Origin of the sequence: Actinomadura sediminis, from assembly GCF_042675525.1 — a bacterium.
GTDB classification, from domain to species: Bacteria; Actinomycetota; Actinomycetes; order Streptosporangiales; family Streptosporangiaceae; genus Spirillospora; species Spirillospora sediminis.
The window spans coordinates 99,510-118,119 of record NZ_JBHTJA010000002.1 but is presented as its reverse complement, the minus strand read 5'-3'; the positions used below and the strand labels follow the sequence as shown (position 1 = coordinate 118,119).

At 72.4% G+C, this 18,610-nt stretch carries 17 protein-coding genes and 2 pseudogenes; 11 read left to right on the top strand and 8 right to left on the bottom strand.

Annotation, left to right across the window (positions count from 1 at the left end; translation table 11 throughout):
- Positions 1 to 80 precede the first annotated feature (80 nt).
- A pseudogene (locus ACFQ11_RS02270) lies at positions 81 to 305 on the bottom strand (histidine kinase dimerization/phosphoacceptor domain-containing protein); the annotation flags it as partial.
- Positions 306 to 353: 48 nt separating this feature from the next.
- Here ACFQ11_RS02270 and ACFQ11_RS02265 point away from each other — a divergent pair.
- Positions 354 to 1,049 (top strand): response regulator transcription factor, encoded by a 696-nt coding sequence (locus ACFQ11_RS02265; protein ID WP_378296029.1) that lies wholly within the window; start codon positions 354 to 356, stop codon positions 1,047 to 1,049.
- 42 nt (positions 1,050 to 1,091) lie between these two features.
- On the opposite strand, the gene ACFQ11_RS02260 is transcribed toward ACFQ11_RS02265, so the two are convergent.
- A complete protein-coding gene (locus tag ACFQ11_RS02260; RefSeq protein ID WP_378296028.1) occupies positions 1,092 to 2,117 on the bottom strand; it encodes an Acg family FMN-binding oxidoreductase in 1,026 nt (341 codons plus the stop codon).
- Positions 2,118 to 2,327: 210 nt separating this feature from the next.
- Between ACFQ11_RS02260 and ACFQ11_RS02255 the strand changes: the two genes are divergently transcribed.
- A complete protein-coding gene (locus ACFQ11_RS02255) occupies positions 2,328 to 2,846 on the top strand; it encodes a CBS domain-containing protein (protein ID WP_378296027.1) in 519 nt (172 codons plus the stop codon).
- Between the two features lie 32 nt (positions 2,847 to 2,878).
- On the opposite strand, the gene ACFQ11_RS02250 is transcribed toward ACFQ11_RS02255, so the two are convergent.
- Positions 2,879 to 3,832, bottom strand: a complete 954-nt coding sequence (locus ACFQ11_RS02250) for a universal stress protein (protein ID WP_378296026.1) — start codon at positions 3,830 to 3,832, stop codon at positions 2,879 to 2,881.
- A 188-nt stretch (positions 3,833 to 4,020) separates the two neighbouring features.
- Between ACFQ11_RS02250 and ACFQ11_RS02245 the strand changes: the two genes are divergently transcribed.
- Positions 4,021 to 6,477, top strand: coding sequence for a glycoside hydrolase family 65 protein (locus tag ACFQ11_RS02245; protein WP_378296025.1), 2,457 nt, complete (start codon positions 4,021 to 4,023; stop codon positions 6,475 to 6,477).
- Here ACFQ11_RS02245 and ACFQ11_RS02240 read toward each other — a convergent pair.
- The gene (locus tag ACFQ11_RS02240; protein ID WP_378296024.1) at positions 6,435 to 7,313 is read right to left on the bottom strand and encodes a universal stress protein; all 879 of its coding nucleotides are present in this window, start codon (positions 7,311 to 7,313) and stop codon (positions 6,435 to 6,437) included. The genes ACFQ11_RS02245 and ACFQ11_RS02240 overlap by 43 nt on opposite strands.
- 235 nt (positions 7,314 to 7,548) lie before the next feature.
- Positions 7,549 to 8,430 carry a universal stress protein gene (locus ACFQ11_RS02235; RefSeq protein WP_378296023.1) on the bottom strand — a complete coding sequence of 294 codons (882 nt, stop codon included), beginning with the start codon at positions 8,428 to 8,430 and terminating at the stop codon, positions 7,549 to 7,551.
- A 334-nt stretch (positions 8,431 to 8,764) separates the two neighbouring features.
- On the opposite strand from ACFQ11_RS02235, the gene ACFQ11_RS02230 reads away from it, so the two are divergent.
- A complete protein-coding gene (locus ACFQ11_RS02230; protein WP_378296022.1) occupies positions 8,765 to 9,211 on the top strand; it encodes a universal stress protein in 447 nt (148 codons plus the stop codon).
- A gap of 303 nt (positions 9,212 to 9,514) precedes the next feature.
- Entirely contained in the window at positions 9,515 to 9,850 is a 336-nt protein-coding gene (locus tag ACFQ11_RS02225; RefSeq protein WP_378296020.1) for a hypothetical protein, read from the top strand.
- Between the two features lie 161 nt (positions 9,851 to 10,011).
- On the opposite strand, the gene ACFQ11_RS02220 is transcribed toward ACFQ11_RS02225, so the two are convergent.
- From ACFQ11_RS02220 to ACFQ11_RS02210, 3 genes and pseudogenes are all read right to left on the bottom strand, one after another.
- Entirely contained in the window at positions 10,012 to 10,128 is a 117-nt protein-coding gene (locus ACFQ11_RS02220; RefSeq protein WP_378296019.1) for a universal stress protein, read from the bottom strand.
- 388 nt (positions 10,129 to 10,516) lie between these two features.
- Positions 10,517 to 10,579: pseudogene (locus tag ACFQ11_RS02215) on the bottom strand (hypothetical protein); the annotation flags it as partial.
- 163 nt (positions 10,580 to 10,742) lie between these two features.
- A complete protein-coding gene (locus ACFQ11_RS02210; RefSeq protein ID WP_378296018.1) occupies positions 10,743 to 12,461 on the bottom strand; it encodes a GAF domain-containing sensor histidine kinase in 1,719 nt (572 codons plus the stop codon).
- 101 nt (positions 12,462 to 12,562) lie between these two features.
- Here ACFQ11_RS02210 and ACFQ11_RS02205 point away from each other — a divergent pair, with 101 nt between their 5' ends.
- The 6 genes from ACFQ11_RS02205 (at position 12,563) to ACFQ11_RS02180 (ending at position 18,572) form a co-directional block, all read left to right on the top strand.
- On the top strand, positions 12,563 to 13,273 hold the full coding sequence (locus tag ACFQ11_RS02205) for a response regulator transcription factor (RefSeq protein ID WP_378296017.1): 711 nt from the start codon (positions 12,563 to 12,565) through the stop codon (positions 13,271 to 13,273).
- A gap of 394 nt (positions 13,274 to 13,667) precedes the next feature.
- On the top strand, positions 13,668 to 15,047 hold the full coding sequence (locus tag ACFQ11_RS02200; protein ID WP_378296016.1) for an amino acid permease: 1,380 nt from the start codon (positions 13,668 to 13,670) through the stop codon (positions 15,045 to 15,047).
- A gap of 13 nt (positions 15,048 to 15,060) precedes the next feature.
- On the top strand, positions 15,061 to 16,275 hold the full coding sequence (locus tag ACFQ11_RS02195; RefSeq protein ID WP_378296015.1) for an arginine deiminase: 1,215 nt from the start codon (positions 15,061 to 15,063) through the stop codon (positions 16,273 to 16,275).
- The gene (locus ACFQ11_RS02190; protein ID WP_378296014.1) at positions 16,272 to 17,183 is read left to right on the top strand and encodes a carbamate kinase; all 912 of its coding nucleotides are present in this window, start codon (positions 16,272 to 16,274) and stop codon (positions 17,181 to 17,183) included. Before ACFQ11_RS02195 ends, ACFQ11_RS02190 begins: the two co-directional genes overlap by 4 nt.
- Positions 17,184 to 17,478: 295 nt before the next feature.
- On the top strand, positions 17,479 to 17,700 hold the full coding sequence (locus tag ACFQ11_RS02185; RefSeq protein ID WP_378296013.1) for a hypothetical protein: 222 nt from the start codon (positions 17,479 to 17,481) through the stop codon (positions 17,698 to 17,700).
- Between the two features lie 17 nt (positions 17,701 to 17,717).
- Positions 17,718 to 18,572 (top strand): universal stress protein, encoded by an 855-nt coding sequence (locus ACFQ11_RS02180; RefSeq protein ID WP_378296012.1) that lies wholly within the window; start codon positions 17,718 to 17,720, stop codon positions 18,570 to 18,572.
- Positions 18,573 to 18,610 lie beyond the last annotated feature (38 nt).

Sequence of the window (18,610 nt, the reverse complement as noted above, 5' to 3'; positions counted from 1 at the left end):
GGCGCCGCCGCGCCGGGGACGCGACGCGGGTCAGGGTGCAGGCGGCTGCGGAGCGTCCCATGATCGGCAGGTGTCGGCAGCACGTGAATCGTCGAGCGACTCTGCGGGATGGTGGCGTCCAGGTCGTCCACCGCCCGCTGCACCCGCGCGCCCACCTCGGGCTTCTGGACGTTCTTGAGCGTGGCCATCAGGCCCATCGCGGTGGCGAACAACTGCTGGATCACGGTGTCGTGGAAGTCCTTGGCGATGCGGCTTTCGGCGACCTTGGTCCCGACGAGGGCTGATGGAACCGCTCCGAAAAGCAAACGAAGGGTAGCTTCGTTTTATGAGCACATGCTCGAGGGAGCGACGCCATGAACGGAACGACCGAAAGCCGTGACGCGGAGCCGGGCGCGGTGATCGGCGTCTTCCTGCTCGACGATCACGAGGTCGTGCGGCGGGGCGTGTCGGCGCTGCTGTCGGCCGAGGAGGACATCGAGGTCGTCGGCGAGGCGGGCACGATGGAGCAGGCCCTGACCCGTGTCCCCGCCGCCCGGCCGGACGTCGCGGTGCTGGACGTCCGCCTTCCCGACGGGGACGGCGTGACCGTCTGCCGCGAGCTCCGCTCCCGGATGCCCGGCCTGGCCTGCCTGATGCTGACCTCCTTCGACGACGAGGAGGCTCTGTTCGAGGCCGTGATGGCGGGGGCCGCGGGGTACGTGCTCAAGCAGATCCACGGTTCCGATCTGGTCGGCGCCGTCCGGACCGTCGCTTCCGGCCGGTCCCTCCTGGACCCCCGCAGCACCACGCGGATGCTGGAGCGCATCCGCAGCCGCAGGGAGAAGAAGGACCCGTTGCACGGCCTGTCCGAGCAGGAGCGGCACGTTCTGCGTCTCATCGGCGAGGGACTGACGAACCGGCAGATCGGCGAACGCATGTCCTTGGCCGAGAAGACCGTCAAGAATTACATTTCCTCAATTTTTACGAAACTTGGCATGAGTCGTCGCACCCAGGCCGCGGCGTTCGCCGCACACCTCGAATCCGGAGGCGGCGCGCGAACGCCGGAATAGCCGCTCCCTGTTCCGCTCACACGGCAGGGGCGAGGAACTCGCTCACCACCATTCCTCGTTGGTGACCTCTTCCACCGGCCTCCGGACGGTTTCGAGTTCCGGGGCGTCGTCGCTCACCGCACCTATCCGCAGCAGCGCCTGCGGGTGGCGACCGGCGCAGAACCGGGTGCGGACGAAGTCCCGCAGCTCGGGCACCTCGAGCGCCTGCGTGTGGAAGGCCACCGCCAGACCGAACTGGTCGGCGCGCAACAGGAGCCGCTGAAGCGACTGGCCGGCGCGGATCCAGTCCGCCGGGTCGTCGGTCTCGGTGACCAGCAGCATGACGAGGCCCGCGTCCCGGTCGCTCCCCTCCGCCGGGCTCCGCACGCCCTGGTCCCGCCCGCGCGCGAAGTCCCGAGCGGCGAAACGGGGTTCGGTCTGCGGCTCCTCCCGCGGATAGCCGCCCTCCTGGACGCCGTCCCTCCGCCGGGTCCTCTGCGCCGGGGCCCAACGGGAGATCTCCGAGGCGTAGGACGGCGTGCGCCGCTGAACGTGCTCGGCGGCGTCGGTGAGCGCGGCCAGGGCGCCCTCGACGTGGGCGTCCACCGCCTGTATCAGGCGGGCGCCCTCCGTCTGCGTCTCGACCACGATTCGTCTGACCACGGAGTCGGGGACGGCGCCCGGCCCGAATCCACCGCGGTGCGTGCGGCGCCGCCTGATCCGGCCCTGCAGATCCTCGATGTCGCCGTCCGGCGGCCGCCCCGGATTCATGTGGACGTCGGCCAGCAGGTGCGGCCGGTCCGGGTCGGGAAGCAGCCGGACGTCCGGGTCGTACCCGAGGGCCCGCAGTGCGAGCCGCAGGTTGTACAGCGCCGCTCCGCAGCTGATCAGCATCTCCCGGCCGGCCGGGTCGGCGACGCCCAGCCGTCGGTCGGCGTCCGCGCGCACGCTGATCCGCGCCCCGTGGACGCCGAAGCGCCAGGGCTGGGTGTTGTGGACCGACGGAGCCCAGACCGCGTCTCCGATCGCGCGGCGGGCGTCCTCGGCGAGCCGCTCCCGCGGCACCGGGGTGGTGATCCTGGTTCGCATGCTCACTCCTTCGCAGGTCTCCCCTCCAGCTCATCAACCGGTTGTCGCCGTGAGCAGGGCCAAAGGTCCGTACCGGGCGGGACGTCCGGGGGCGAACGGCGTCCGGCCCGGGGACGTTCGGCCCTCGCCGCCGCGGGCTCCCGCGATGGACGCTGGAAGCGCCGCGGCCGCCGGCCGGCCACCGGCCGAAACGTAGGAGAGGTGGAGACCGTGAACATCGAGGCACCGACCGAGTCCCGGACCGTCGACGAGCTCATGACCCGGGACCTGCTCGTCATCGCCGCGTCTGAGTCCGCCCTCATGGCGTGGGAGCTGATGTCCAAGGCGGGCGTGCACCACCTTCCGGTCGCCGACGACGAAGGCGCGTTCCTCGGGGTCCTGGACGCCCAGACCGTCGCGGCCACGTGGAGCGCGTCCGGGCCCCTGCACGCGCGGCGCCCGGTCACCGAACTGCTGCCGGATCGTCCGCCTCGCGCGGTACGGCCCGATGCCCCGATCCCGGAGGCGGCGCGGGCCATGCTCGACGCCGGTGCCGACTACGTCGCCGTCACCAACGACGCGGGCGGGCTCGTCGGGCTGCTCACCGCCAGGGACCTCGTCGCCGCCCTCGCCGGCGTCCACCGGGAGGCCGCGCCGCCGAGCGGAGGGATGCCGTCGATGTACCGGATGGAGCCCGTCCTCCCCCGGCAGACGCCTCGGCGTCCGGACGGCGGCATGCCCCCGGACTGACCCGCCGTCGCGGAACGGCGCGACGGCCCCGATCAGCCGGCGGAGACCCGTCCCCTCCCGGCCGAGGGAGACGGGCGCTCCGCCCCTTCGGCTCCTTCCGTGAGACCGTCCCCGGTACCGGGCCGCCACGCGGGAACGATCGCGACCGTACAGGGCGCCCGGTTGATCATCGCTTCGCTCGTCGTGCCCAGCACCCGCGGATCGAGACGGCCCATGCCCCTGGCGCCGACGACGAGCAGGTCCGCTTCGCCGACCGCCGCCTGCAGGGCCTCGCGCGGCGGATCCGGCAGGACGGCCAGTTCCACCTCGACGCCGGGGTGCCTCGACCGCCACGGGGCGACGGCGCCCGCCACCCCGCCCGTCCGCGCCCGTACCAGGCGCTCGGCGTCACCGAACAGCGGAAGCTCGGCCTCGCTCGCGGCGCCCGGCTCCCAGCAGGCGTGCACCACCCGCAGCGGCCATCCCCGCAGGGCGGCCTCGGCGAAGGCGAAGCCGAGCGCCGGCTCGGCGCCCGGCGACCCGTCGAAACCGACCACGATCCGCCCGGGGCGCGCCCGCGCCCGCCGGGCGACGATCACGGGCCGCCGGGCGTGCGCCGGGAGGCGCAGCGCCGTCGACCAGACCGGCAGCGGACGCCGATCGTGCGCGCCGACGACGATCAGTTCCGCGCGTTCCGATTCCCGCTGCAGCCCCGCGGCGGCCGAACCGCGCACCAGGCACGTCCGGACGGGCCCGTCGGCGCCCAGCGCACGCGCCCGCCGGACGCCCTCGCCGAGGATGTTCTCTCCGACGCGCCTGACGGTGCCCTCCACACGCGGATCGACATGGGATTCCGGATAGGGCCAGTACCAGCCGTAGCACATCACCAGGTCGCAACCGCGCAGTGCGGCCTCGTCGACCGCCCACCGCAGCGCGGCGTCGTTGTCCTCGGACCCGTCGTAGCCGAGCAGGACGTTGGGCCGCCCGCCCGCCGGTGCGTCGTTCATCGCTGCCCCTCCCGCTCGGAATCGCCGGTTCATCTCGAAGTGTGCGCGCTCCGGCGCGGGCTCGCATGGGCCGAAGGTCCCGCCGTTCCGGGCCGTTGAGCGGTGTGAACCCCGCCGTCGCGGAGGAAGGCTCGAAGGGACCGGCCGCGAACCGGCCGATGAGCTCGAGGCGCGTCCGGGGAGGCCGCATGGACGATCGCTGGACACTCGTCTACGAAGGGTTCGACGCCGCAGAGGAGGGGCTCAGGGAGGCCCTGTGCACGCTCGGCAACGGCTACTTCGCCACCCGGGGAGCCGCGCCGGAGTCGGCGGCCGACGGCGTCCACTACCCCGGAACCTATGCCGCGGGCTGCTACGACAGGCTCACCACCGAGATCGGCGGGCACCGCGCCGACAACGCCGACCTCGTGAACCTGCCCGACTGGCTGCCCCTCACCTTCCGCGCCGCCGGCGGCGACCGGTTCGACATCGATGAGGCCGCGCACCGCGGCGACCTGCTCGAATACCGTCAGGAACTCGATCTGCACCGCGGCGTCCTGACCCGTCTCTTCCGCTGGCGCGACGGCGGCCGGACGTTCCGCGTCGCGCAGCGCCGGATCGTCTCCATGGCCGATCCGCACCTGGCAGCCCTGGAAACGACGATCGTCCCCGAAAACTGGACCGGCACGCTGGAGGTCCGGTCCGCCGTGGACGGACGGGTCGTGAACGCGGGCGTCGCGCGGTACCGCGGCCTGCGCGGCGATCATCTGGTCTGCGACCCGCCGCACCCGCACGACGAGGCCGACCCGGACGTCGTCACCGCCACCACCCGGTCGTCCAGGATCGGGATCGCGATCGCCGCCCGCACACGCGTATCGTGCCCGAGCACGTCCTCGACCCGCGTCGAGGGGGACCGCGTCGTCCGGACCGTCCGCGTCGACGCCCGCGAGGGCGTTCCCGTCACGATCGAGAAGGTCGCGGCCGTGTTCACGTCCCGCGACCGGGCCCTGGAGGACCACGGCGAGGCGGCGCGCGGGCACGTGACGCTCGCCCCCGGATTCGACGGGCTCCTGGAGGCCCACACGCAGGCCTGGGCGCGCCTGTGGCGGCGCTGCCGGCTGAGCGTGGACGACACGGAAGTGCAGCGCATCCTCAACCTGCACGTCTTCCACCTGCTGCAGACCGTCTCCGAGCACACCGTGGACCTCGACGTCGGCGTGCCCGCCCGCGGCCTGCACGGCGAGGCGTACCGCGGTCACGTCTTCTGGGACGAACTGTTCATCCTGCCGTTCCTGAGCACCCGCTTCCCCGAGATCGCCCGCGCACTCCTCTTGTACCGGTGGCGGCGCCTCCCCGCCGCTCGGCGCAACGCCGCCGCAGCCGGGCACAAGGGCGCCCTCTACCCCTGGCAGAGCGCGGCGGACGGCCGCGAGGAGACCCAGACCCTTCACCTCAATCCCCGCTCGGGACGCTGGCTGCCCGACCACTCGCACCTGCAGCGGCACGCGGGCCTGGCCGTCGCGCACAACGCCTGGCGGTTCTACGAGTCGACGGGCGACCTGGAGTTCCTCGCCGAGTACGGCGCCGAGATGATGCTCGAAGTGGCCCGCTTCTTCGCCGACATCGCGTCCTACGACCGGTCCCGCGACCGGTACGACATCCGCGGCGTCATGGGGCCGGACGAGTACCACGACGGCTACCCCGACCGGGACGAACCGGGCGTCGACAACAACGCCTACACCAACATCCTCGCGGCCTGGGTCCTGCGCCGCGCGCTGGACGCCCTGGCGCTCCTCCCCGAGAACCGGCGCACCGAGCTGCGCGAAGGGCTCGCCCTCACCCACACCGAGACCGCCCGCTTCGAAGACGTCGCCACGAAGCTGCGCGTCCCCTTCCACGGCGGCGTCATCAGCCAGTTCGAGGGCTACGGGAACCTCGGCGAGCTCGACTGGGACCGCTACCGCGCCCGTTACGGCGACATCCGCCGGCTCGACCGCATCCTCGAGGCCGAAGGCGACACCCCGAACCGCTACAAGGCGTCCAAGCAGGCCGACGTCCTGATGCTCTTCTACCTGCTCGCGCCGCACGAGTTCGACGACGTCCTGCTCCAGCTCGGCTACGACCGCGACCCCGGGCTCCCCGAACGGACGATCGACTACTACCTGACGCGAACCTGCGACGGCTCCACCCTGAGCATGCTCGTACGCGCCTGGATCCTCGCCCGCACCGACGGCGACCTCGGCTGGCGCGCCTTCCTGGACGCCCTCCGCAGCGACATCGGCGACTCCCAGCACGGCACCACCGCCGAAGGCGTCCATCTGGGCGCGATGGCCGGCACGGTCGACCTCGTCCAGCGCTGCTTCGCGGGCATCAGCACCCGCGGCGAGACATTGCAACTCTCCCCCCGGCTGCCCCCTGCGCTGACCCGGCTCCACGTGGGCCTCCGCTACCGAGGGCACTGGGGCATCGACCTCTCCCTCCGCCCCGACCGCCTCCACGTCGCGCTCCGCCCCGGCGGCGCCCGCCCGATCACGATCGTCTACGGCACCGAGGAGATCGTCGTCGAGCCGGGCGGGTCCTGGGAGACGCCCCTCGCCGAGGGACGCCCTCCGGAAGCGTCCGGTCACCCCCGGGCGCGGACGAGCGCGACCGGACAGCCGGCATGATGCAGAAGCGCATGCCTTACCGCGTGCCGTCGAGGAAAACGGGTCTCCGGCGATCGCTCTGCGCCCACGACGACCAGGTCGGACTTGCCCGACGCGGCCACCAGCGCGGCCGCGGGCCGGTCCTGCACGACGTCCTCCACCACCTCGACTTCCGGGAACCGCCGCCGCAGGCCCGCGCACTCCTCCGCGATCCGTGAGCGCGCCCGGTCCTTCGAACGTTCGAGATCCGCGGCGAGGTGCTCCTCGTCCGTCCCCCTCGGAATCGGGACCGCATGGACGATCCGGACGCGCAGCCCGCGCGAGGCCGCCTCCTCGAACGCGTACTCCAGCACGGGCGCGTCGTCGTCGAGGCTCGTCCCGACCGCCGCCTCGCCGCGCCGTCCTCCGGTCTCGCCCCGCACGACGACGACCGGCGACTGCGCGTACGCCGCGACACCCGCGCTCACCGACCCCACGAGCAGACCGGTGAAACCGCCCAGCCCCCGGTGCCCCACAACGAGTTCCGACGCGTGCTCCGAGCCCTCGCACAGGACCCGCACGGTACCGCCCACGGCGAGCTTGCACTCCGCCTTCACCTCGGGCCTGCGGGCGAGCGCGACCTGCTCGGCCTCCGCCAGCACCTGGTTCTCCGTCCACGTGACCGGATCGGAGTCATGCGGCACCGCCCGGAGGGGCATGTCATACGGCCACACCTCGGACACATAGACCAGCCGCAAGGCACGGTCCATGCGAACCGCCCGGTCGGCCGCCCACGCGACGGCCCGATCGGACGGTCGGGACCCGTCCACTCCCACGACGATCGGCAGCGGGTCACCCCGGCCCCTTCCCGTCCCCATCGGCTCGCCTCCCCCTCGGCTCGCGTACCAGGGCGGACCGTGAGAGCACACCCTTCGAAGAGCGGCCCACCGGCCCTTCACGACCATCCTGGCCGCCTCCCACCGGCCGCCGCAGAGGTTGTAAGTCCAGTCCGCTCGGGACCAAAGTCCCGCACGACCATCCGGTGCCCCGCGTGAAGGACCCGAAGCCAAGGCGCGACCTAGCCGACCCGCCAAGGCCGCCTGCACAACACGGCTAACCGTCCACATCCCGCGCGGATGCCGGGACGACCGCCACGGTGCAGGTGGCGTGCTCGACCAGGGCGCGGCTGACCGACCCCAGCAGGAGGGAACGGAAACCCCCCAGTCCTCGTGTACCGACGACCAGCACGCGAGCAGTGGCCGACGCTTCCAGCAGGACGTCGCGCGGTGGCCCGGCAACGACCTCGGCCCGGACGGCGACATCGGGGTGCAGCCGTCGCAGCGGGCCCAGCAGCCGCGCGAGGCGTCCCTCGGCCGCCTCCCGCATGCCGGCCTCGTCCGCCAGCGGCGGCAGCCCCTTCACCGGCGCCGACTCCCAGGCGACGACCGCGTGGACGGAGAGACCGTGCACGGCGGCCTCTGTGAAACCCATCGCCAGTGCGGCTCGGGACGCCGGCGAGCCGTCCACGCCGACGACGACGCGCCCGGCTTCCTCGTCTTCGGGGGGACGCAGATCGCCTCGGACGATCACGACCGGGCACGGGGCGTGCACGGCGACCTGAGTGCCGACCGACCCGAGCACCAGCCCGGCGAAGCCGCCGAGCCCTCGCGGCCCGAGCACGAGGAGGGCGGCGTCTCTGCCCGCGCCGATCAGTTCGGACGCGGCCTGTCCGCGTTCCGATCTGCCCTGCACCGGCACGTCCGGTGCCGCCTCCCTGACGTGCCGGAGGCCTTCTTCCAGGGTCTCCTCTGCCATCGCTCTCAGGTCCGCGATCGGCATCGGCACCGGTCCACCGAAAGGGACGTCCCACGCGTGGAGCACCGTCAACGGCAGGTTCCTGGCGCGCGCCTCGCAGGCCGCCCAGTCCAGGGCCCGGGCCGCCTTTCTCGAGCCGTCATAGCCGACGATGATTCCGGTTTCGAAATTCACGCCCATATCTTCTCTCCAGCATCGTTCAATGAGTGTTTCATCATCACCTTGTCGCTCGGCTCGCCGTTCCGGAAGAGGACCTCGGCCCACTGCTCACAGGACTTATGGCCTTTGGCGCATCGAAGGCGCCTCCGAAGCCCTCGCCGTTCGCAGGCCGCCCGGTGGCGAACCCCCGCTGCTCGAACATCAGATGGAGCGGCCACCGACCGCCGCGCTCGTCCACCGGAACTCGCGGACCGAGGGGTCGGCCCAGGTCCAAAGTCCCGGGCGGCGATGACTCTCGGCACTGAACTCCGGCGCGTTTCGGCACGATGGTGGTGGTGACCGAAGGAGGTCACGCATGTGGATCGTGCCCGAACACCGCTCCGTAGTCGTCGGGGTGGACGGCTCTCCCAATTCCCTCGCCGCGCTGCGCCGGGCGGCGCGGGAGGCCATCGACCGCCACGCTCGCCTGGACGTGGTGCGTGTGCTGGAGCCGGCGGACGACCGTTCCCCGCGGCACTTGCGAACGCTGCGAGAGTGGTTGCGGCTCCGTCGCCTGGCCGCCGGTGCACTCCCGAACGCCCAGCACCTGAACACCCGGCTGCGCGTGGTCCGCGGCACACCCGGTGAGGCGCTCGTCGATGCGGCCGGTCACGCCGAGCTGCTCGTCGTCGGCGCCCGGGCGAACTCCGGGCACGGCAATCCGCTCGGCGGCGACACCGTCCCGGTCGTGCGTGAGCACGCCCGGTGCCCGATCGTGATATGCGCGGATCACTCGCCCGCTCCCCAGGCCGAGGTCGGCTAGTCGACGGACCGACGCACGGCGGGCGCCGGATGGCCGAGCACCGAGCCACCGCCCACGGGATCGGGACGCCCGCATGACCACCCGGTCCTCGAAGCCTTGCTCCCACGAAACCGATCTCGATCGGAATTAGTCGACGTCGGCGACCAATTCCGCCGCATTCTCGATGTTCATAGGACGTACGGCGATCGCGATGATGACCTAGGCCCCTCGGAAAGGCCGACAGAACGATCCTGGCAATGCCGGAAATACCTTTAGGAGGCTGAGTTGCCCGCCACAGCGCCAGAAGAACTTCGCATCCAGTTCATGACGACCAATGACGTGCCCCAGGAGGACGTGGAGCGCGCACGCGATGTCGTCGCCCGTGTTCTGGCCCGCGTCCCGCGCCCGGTCCTGTTCGCCAAGGTCACGCTCAGCGTGCTCAGCGATCCGGCCGTGCCGCGGCCCTGCCTGGTCACCGTCCGGGTGGATCTCAACGGCCGGCCGGTGAACGCCTACGCGGCAGGTCTCACCATGGCCGATGCCATCGGTCTCGCGGGCAGCCGCCTGCGCGCCCGTGTGGAGCACATGGACCGGTACTGGGGGACGCATGACAAGGGACGGCGCCGCACCGTGACGGGAGGTGAAGGACCACGGCGATGAGCCATCGCGCCGTCACCGACGACCGCGGTGGCCTCCGACCCTGTTCCAGGACACGGTGACCGACGGTCCGCGTTCACGCGGCGACGCGATGATGACCGTGGTCCGCGGGAACCCCCGGACCACGGTCATTCGCGGTCGGCCGGTCCCGAGCCGCTGAGGCGTCAGCCGCGTGGGGCGGACGGGACGACGGCGACCGTGCAGGGCACGTGCTGCAGGACCGCGCCGCTGACGGCTCCGAGACGCAGCGGGTCGAACCCGCCGGCACCCCGGTCGCCCACGACGAGCAGGTCCGCGCTCTCGGCCGCCTCGAACAGCGCCTGGCGCGGGGCGCAGCACCAGTGACGTGCGCGTCTCGACGTGGGGGTATTTCACCCGCCATGGCGCGACGGCCCTTTCCAGGCGCGTGCCTGCGAGCTTGCGGGGCCGCTGGTCGTCGCCCAGCAGCGCGAGGTCGCCACCGACCGCCTCGGCCTCCCAGCAGCCGTAGACCGCCCGGACGCCCCAGCCGCGCAGCGCCGCCTCCTCGAACGCGAAGCCCAGCGCCGCGTCACCCCCTCGAGAGCCGTCCGCGCCGACCACGACCTCCCCGTACTCCGTCCCCGTCCTCCGGACGACGAGCACGGGGGCGCGGGCACGCGCCGGCAGCCGCAGCACCGTCGACCCCACCGGGAGTTCGTCCCGATCGTGGGACCCGACCACGATCAGGTCCGCGCCCTCGCCCTCGTGCATCAGGGCCGCACTTTCCTTTGTCCCGTCGTAGCCGACCAGGACATGGGAACTCCGGCTCAAGAATCCCTCCATCGTTCGGGCTCCCCTTCATCACACGTCGCGCCGGGGGCGCGCGCGTAGGGGCGAAGGGCCCGGGAGGGAAGGGTCCACAGGGCCCGAGCCGTCAGCCTCGATCGAGGGGGACTTCCCAGCGGAGTACGGTGCCACCGCCGGGACGGGGCCCGGCGTCGAACGTGCCACCGAGGGTCCGGGCGCGCTCGTCCATGTTGCGCAAGCCGCTGCGGCGGCCGCCTTCGGGGATCCCGACGCCGTCGTCCTCCACCTGGAGAACCAGGCCGTCGCCGACCCGGACGTTCACGACGGCCTCGGTGGCGTGGGCGTGGCGGGCCATGTTGGACAGCGCCTCGCGGAGCACCGCGAGCAGGTGATCGGCGTGCTCGGCGGGGACCGCGGTGTCCAGCAGCCCGTCCAGCCTGGTCGAGGGGGCGAAGCCGAGGCGTTCGCTGGCGGCCTCGACGACGCGGTGGACCTTGCTGCGCAGGGTCTCGTCCTCCTCCGCGGAGGCCTGAAGCGCGAAGATGGTGGAGCGGATCTGCCGGATGGTGTCGTCCAGATCGTCGACCGATCGCTGGATCCTCGTGGTCACGTCGGGCCGCTCGGCGAGCTTGATGGTGCTCATCAGTGTCATCGCCGTGGCGAACAGCCGCTGGATGACGGTGTCGTGCAGGTCCTTGGCGATGCGGTCGCGATCCTCCAGCAAGGCCAGGCGTTCGACGTCGCGGCGCCGGTCGGCCAGTTCCAGCGCCACCGCCGCCTGCACGGCGAACGCCTCCATCAGCCGTTGCGTCGACTCGCTGAACACCGCGCCCCCCGGCTCGTTGACGACCGACAGCACGCCGCGTGCCGACTCCCCCTGCCCCAGCGGGACGACCAGCAGCGGGCCGACGGCCAGATCGGCGGGCAGCCCGGCGTCCCGCACGGCCTCCTGGCCGTCGGCGAGCCGCAGCGGTGAACCGCTCGTGTACACCCGGCCGGCGACGGCGTGGTCGATCGGCATCCGCGCGTGTTTCGATTCGTCGGCGCGCCGCCCGTCGGAGGCCTCGACGACGAACTCCCGCTTCTCCGTGTCCGCCAGTGCCACCGTCGCCAGATCCGCGTCGGCGATCTCCCGCGCGCGCCGGGCCACCAGGTCCGTCACCCGGCGCGGGTCGGTGCCGGACAGCAGCGCCGTGGAGATCTCCGCCAGCGCCTCGAGCCAGCGCTCCCGGCGCCGCGTCTCCTCGTACAACCGGGCGTTCTCGATCGCCACGCCCGCCGCCGTCGCGAGTGCCGTGACGACGATCTCATCCTCCTCTTCGAAGCTCCCGCCGCCGGCCTTCTCGGTCAGGTAGAGGTTGCCGAAGACCTCGTCCCGCACCCGGACGGGCACGCCGAGGAAGGTGTGCATGGGCGGATGGTCCGCCGGGAAACCGTACGACTCCGGGTGCTCGGCGATCTCCGGCAGCCGCAGCGGCCGCGGTTCCTTGATCAGCAGGCCGAGGATGCCGTGCCCGTGCGGCCAGTGCCCGATCGCCTCGATCTCCTCCTCACCGACCCCGACCGTGATGAACTGAACGAGCCGCTCGCCCTCCTCGCTGATCACTCCGAGCGCGCCGTAGCGGGCGTCGACGAGCGTCGCGGCCGCTTCGGTGATCCGGCGCAGGACGACCTCCAGGTCGAGCTCCCCGCCGATCGAGACGACGGCCTCGAGCAACGCGTGCACCCGGTCCCTGGTACCGCGCGCGGCGTCCAGCCGCGACTGAAGCTCCGCCAGCAGGTCGTCCAGCCGCAACTGTGGCAGGATCAGCTTCGCGCGCTCATCGCCGGGTCGTTCGTCCGCCACTGATCGACCTCCACCAGAACTCGGGACCTTGGTCCCATTCTTGGGGGGATTTCGCCTCCCCGGCTGCTCTTCATCACCAACTAAGGTCGATTCCATCACCAATGAGGATCAAGGGGAACGGGATCATGACCGACCTGGCGCGGGACAGCGGTGACGCCATCCGGGTATTCCTGATGGACGACCACGAGGTGGTCCGGCGCGGGGTGGCCGCCCTGCTGTCCGCCGAGGACGACATCGAGGTGGTCGGCGAGGCCGGGACCGCGGACCACGCGCTCGCCCGCATTCCCGCCGCCCGGCCCCACGTCGCCGTCCTCGACGTCCGGCTGCCCGACGGCGACGGCATCACCGTGTGCCGCGAGCTCCGTTCGGCCATGCCCGACCTCGCCTGCCTGATGCTCACCTCGTTCGACGACGAGGACGCTCTGTTCGACGCCGTCATGGCCGGTGCGAGCGGCTACGTCCTCAAGCAGATCCACGGCTCCGACCTCGTCGGCGCCGTCCGCACCGTCGCCTCCGGCCAATCCCTGCTGGACCCGCGCTCCACCGCGCGCATGCTCCAGCGCGTCCGCGAACGGCAAGAGCGCAAGGAGGACCCCCTGCAGGTCCTCACCGCCCAAGAACGCCAGATCTTCGAACTCATCGGTGAGGGGCTCACCAACCGGCAGATCGGCGAACGCATGTTCCTGGCCGAGAAGACGGTCAAGAACTATGTCTCCAACCTCTTCGCCAAGCTCGGCATCCACCGGCGTACCCAGGCCGCCGCCTACGCCGCCCGCCTCAAGGCCGCGGCTCCGAAGAACGAGGAATTCTGACTCCTCGCCCGACCTGACGCGTCCGGCCGGGCACGTTTCCGGACGAACCGTCCCGGTCCCGGCCTGCGGCGCGGGGACGGCACCCGGCCACGGCCGGAGCCGACCACGTGAAAGGGCACCGTGGCTCCGCCCGGTGCCCTCTTCGCATGCCCCACGTCGGAATCGGCCGGTCGGTCCGTTCGGGCGTGCCCGCGCACTCCGTCCTCCGTCCGCAGTCTCGGAGACACCTCCCCCGACGGCCTGCGACACAGGGGATCGCTGACTTACGGCCCACCGGCCCGATGACTTTCGTCCGCACCATCCGGGCCTCAAGCCCGGCCCGCCGGTTCGACCATCAGTGATCTTCTCGATGCGACGACGCGGCCTACGCCCGCGTCCTGCGAGGAGGCACGCCATGCACGACAGATCCCCCCGCCGGGGCCTGGGATTCTGGACGGCGTCCGCACTGGTCGTGGGCAACATGATCGGTTCGGGCGTCTTCCTGCTGCCCAGCGCGCTCGCCGAGTTCGGTCCGATCAGCATCATCGCCTGGACGTTCACCGCCATGGGGGCCATCGCGCTCGCCTTGGTGTTCGCGCGGCTCGGCCGCGCATACCCCAGGACCGGCGGGCCGTACGCCTACGCCCGCCGGGCGTTCGGTGACTTCGTGGGCTTCCAGACGGCATGGGGCTACTGGATCGCGGTCTGGGCCGGCAACGCCGCGATCGCGGTCGCGTTCGTCGGTTACCTGGCCCACTTCTGGGCCGAACTGGCCACGAACAAGGTTCTGGCGGCCGGTGTCGCGCTCGCCGCCATCTGGAGCCTCACCGCCGTCAACGCCTCGGGCGTGCGGCAGGGAGGCCTGGTGCAGGGCGTCACGACGGTGCTCAAGCTCGTACCGCTCCTGCTCATCGCGATCGGCGGTCTGTTCTTCATCCAGGCCGACAACTTCGGCCCCTTCAACGCCAGCGGCGGCAGCGCCTTCTCCGCCGTGACCGCGGCGGCCGCGCTGACCCTGTGGGCCTTCATCGGGCTGGAGTCGGCCACCGTCCCCGCCGAGGACGTCCGCAATCCGCGCACCACCATCCCGCGCGCCACCGTCGCGGGGACCGTGGTCACGGCCGTCGTCTACATTCTCTGCACGATCGCCGTCATGGGCCTGGTTCCCGCCGGGGTTCTGGCCGCCTCGACCGCACCGTTCGCCGACGCCGCGGACGCCGCGTTCGGGGGCTGGGCCGCCGACCTGGTCGCCGCGGGCGCGGCCGTCAGCGCGTTCGGCGCCCTGAACGGCTGGATCCTCCTCCAGGGCAAGGTTCCGTACGCCGCAGCCCGCGACGGGCTGTTCCCCCGCCTGTTCGCGCGCACGAGCCGGAACGGCACCCCGGTCACCGGGCTGGTCGTCTCCAGCGTGCTGGTCACCGGGTTGATGGCGATGAACTACAACGCGAGCCTGGTCGACCAGTTCACCTTCGTGGTCCTTCTGGCCACGCTGACCACCCTCATTCCGTACGCCTATTCGGCCGTGGCGCAGCTGGTGCTGCTGGCCACCGACCGGGCCGCCTTCTCCGGACGTCGACTCGCGGGAAGCGCCGCGATCGCCGTGGTCGCCTTCGGCTACTCGGTGTGGGCGATCGCCGGGTCCGGCTACGAGGTCGTCTACAAGGGCACGCTGCTGCTCCTTGCCGGGATGCCGGTCTACGCCTGGCTGAAGTACCGCGACGCCCACGACCTGCACACCGTCGCGCAGGAGCCCGGTGCCCCCGATGCGCCGAGGCCGCCGGCCCAGGCGGCTTGAGAAAGGAACCCCAATGTTCACCGTCTCCTCAGAAACCGGGCGTCTGCGGCAGGTGCTGCTGCACCGGCCCGGGCTGGAACTGCAGCGCCTGACCCCCGGCAACAAGGACGAGCTGCTGTTCGACGAGATCCTCTGGGCCCGGCGTGCCAGGCAGGAGCATGACGTCTTCGCGGACACGCTCCGCGAGCGCGGCGTCCAGGTCCACTACCTGACCGACCTGCTGGCCGAAACGGTCAAGCTCGATCAGGGCCGTGCCCACGTCCTGGACCGCACCGCTTCCGAGCTCGCCCTCGGGCCCACGCTGGCCGGCCCGGTACGGGCCGCTCTGGACGCCATGGATCCGGCCTTGCTGACCCGCCACCTCATCGGCGGGCTGACCAAGGCCGACCTCGACCTGGCCGCGGACAGCCTGCTGCTCGCCTCTCTCGACGACGGGGATTTCGTCCTCCCGCCGTTGCCGAACCACCTGTTCACCCGCGACCCTTCGGCCTGGATCGGTGGCGGGGTCTCCCTCCACTCCATGGCCAGGGCCGCGCGGCGGAGGGAGACCCTGCACCTGGCGGCGATCTACCGCCACCATCCGATGTTCGCCGACGCCGGTTTCCCGGTCTGGTATCCCGGCGCCGACGTCCCCCTGCCCAGTCTCGAGGGCGGCGACATCCACGTCATCGGCAACGGGGCCGTCCTTGTCGGAATGAGCGAGCGCACCGCCCCGCAGGCCGTGGAACTGCTCGCGGAGAGGCTCTTCGACGCGGACGCCGCCCGCCGCGTCATCGCGGTCCGCCTGCCACGGCGCCGGGCGTTCATGCACCTGGACACCGTGATGACCATGGTCGACCGGGACGCCTTCGCCGTGTACCCCGAACTGCCCGAGCTGCGCTCCTACTCGATCACTCCGGGCCCCGCCGGGCGAGTCCGTGTCAGCGAGAACACGTCCCTGTTCGCGACCATCGCCCGAGCGCTCGACCTCGACGAGGTGCGCGTGCTCCGCGCCGCGCAGGACCTGCCCGCGGCCGAACGGGAGCAATGGGACGACGGCGACAACGTCCTCGCCGTCGAGCCCGGCGTCGTCATCGCGTACGAGCGCAACGTCACCACCAACACCATGCTCCGCCGCCACGGCATCGAGGTGATCACCATTCCCGGCGGCGAGCTCGGCCGGGGGCGCGGCGGTCCCCGCTGCATGAGCTGCCCGCTGGAGCGCGATCGGCCGGAGGGCGACCGGTGAGGATCGTCGCAGCCCTCGGAGGGAACGCCCTGCTGCGCCGCGGCGACCCCTACGACGCCGAGACCCAGGCGGCGCACGTCACCGAGGCGGTGTGCGCGCTCGCTCCGCTCACCGACCGCCACGAGCTGCTCATCACGCATGGCAACGGCCCGCAGATCGGACTGCTGGCGGCCGAGAGCACCGCGGACCGAGAGCTGCCGCGCCCGTACCCCCTCGATGTGCTCGGGGCCGAGACCCAGGGCATGATCGGCTACTGGCTGGCCCGCGAACTGCGCCGCGCGGTGCCGAACCGGGAGATCGCCGCCGTCCTCACCACGACGGTCGTGGCGGCGGACGACCCGGCCTTCGCCCGCCCCGCCAAGTTCGTCGGCCGCGGGTACACGGCCGCGGAGGCCGAACGCGTCGCCGCGGCGTACGCCTGGGACATGGCGATGGACGGCACGGCCTGGCGCCGTGTCGTCGCCTCTCCCGAGCCCCGTGGAATCGTCGAGCTGCCCACGATCGGCAGGCTCCTGGACGCCGGCTGCGTCGTCATCGCCGCGGGCGGAGGGGGCGTGCCCGTCCTCGAAGGCCAGGGCGGGCCGGAAGGCGTCGAGGCCGTGGTGGACAAGGACCTCACCGCCGCCCTCATCGCCGAACGGCTGAAAGCGGACGCGCTCCTTCTCCTTACCGACGTGCCCGCGGTCTTCCGCGGCTACGGCACCGACCGTGCTCGCCCCCTTTCCCACGCCACTCCCGGGCAGCTGCGCGGGCTCCGGTTGCCCGCGGGTTCCATGGGCCCGAAGGCCGAGGCCGCCGCACGCTTCGCCGCGCACCGGCCCGGCGCCTACGCGGCCATCGGGGCCATGACCGACGTCGCCGCGCTCCTCACCGGAGGCGCGGGCACCCGCGTCGAGTCCCCCGGGTGAACGCCCGGCGCCGCGGCGTTCGCCCCGCCGGAGAACTCGTCCTCCAGCTCGCCGTCATCGGGCATCGCTCTGCGCCCGCGACGCGGCGCCACCGTCCGAAGTGCCTCGGCGCGGGACGTTCGCCCCTACTGGCCGCGGCCGCGGCCGCGTTGCCTTGAGACGGATCTACCGCACGTCGACCTGGAGGTGGCGAGATGGCGTGGTCCGCGCGCCGACGCCGGCCGGGCCGTCCCGCGGTGGAAGGCGGGAACGCCGCGGCCGCGGGCCGCGGCGCACGAGACCGAGGGAGCCCGAAATGACCAAGCAGATCGCCACCGGGTACGGCATGACGTCGGCCGCCGTGCTGGAGAGGCGGATCGCCGCACTGGAAGGCCAGGTGACGGTCCTCGCGCAGGCGGTCGCGGCGCTGGCCGCCGGCCTGGAGGGCCGGCCGCTCGACGGGCCCCGCGACACCGAGGCGGCGAGGGCGGCCCGGCTGGCGCACGATCTGCTCATCGCCGCCCGGCTGGGCGGCTGAGGAAGGACGGGTCCACGATGTCCGTCACCGAAACGATCGTCGTCGGAGTCGACGGCTCGGCCTCGTCGGAGCGGGCGCTGCGGTGGGCCGCCGCGGAGGCCGCCCGTTGGGGCATGCCCCTGCGGGTGGTGCACGTCGCCGTCCCCTGGATCCGCACGCTTCCCAGCCGGCTCCTGCCGAGTCTGGAACGCCCGTCCACCGGCCACGGAGAACGCATCCTGGAACGGGCCCGCGGTCTCGTCTCGAAGCAGCACCCGGACGTGCCGGTGGAGGCACGGCTCGCGCACGCCGAGACCGTCGCGGCGGGCCTGCCGCCGCTCGCCGAGGGCGCGTACGAGCTGGTGCTCGGCAGTCGAGGGCTCGGCGGCTTCTCCGGGCTGCTGCTCGGCTCGACCGGTCTGCGCCTGGCCGGGCACGTCCCCGGCCCGGTGATCATCGTCCGCGGCCCGGAGGAGCGTCCGTCCGGGGAGGTCGTCGCCGGGCTCGATCTCAAGGAGGATCCGGCCCCCGTCCTGGAGTACGCGTTCGCGGCGGCCTCGGCCCGGGGCGCGCGGGTGCGGGCCGTCCACGCCTGGCGCCCGGCGCCCCTGGCGGTCGAGGCGGGCGTGGATCTCCAGGCGGTCCGGCGCGCACACCGGGAACACCTCACCGAGCTCCTCGCACCCTGGCGGGAGCGCCGTCCCGGCATCGGGGTGGTCGAGGACGACTTCATCAGCCACCCGGTCGACGCCCTGATCGGAGCGTCGGCGCATGCCGATCTCGTGGTCGTCGGGACGCGCGGTCGCTCCGGCCCGGCACTGGGCTCGGTGAGTCACGGCGTCGTCCACTACGCGCACTGTCCCGTCGCGGTCGTCAGGCCCCGTAAGGCCTGAACCCCGCGGCAGCCGCGTCCCCGTGTCGCCGTCCAGGC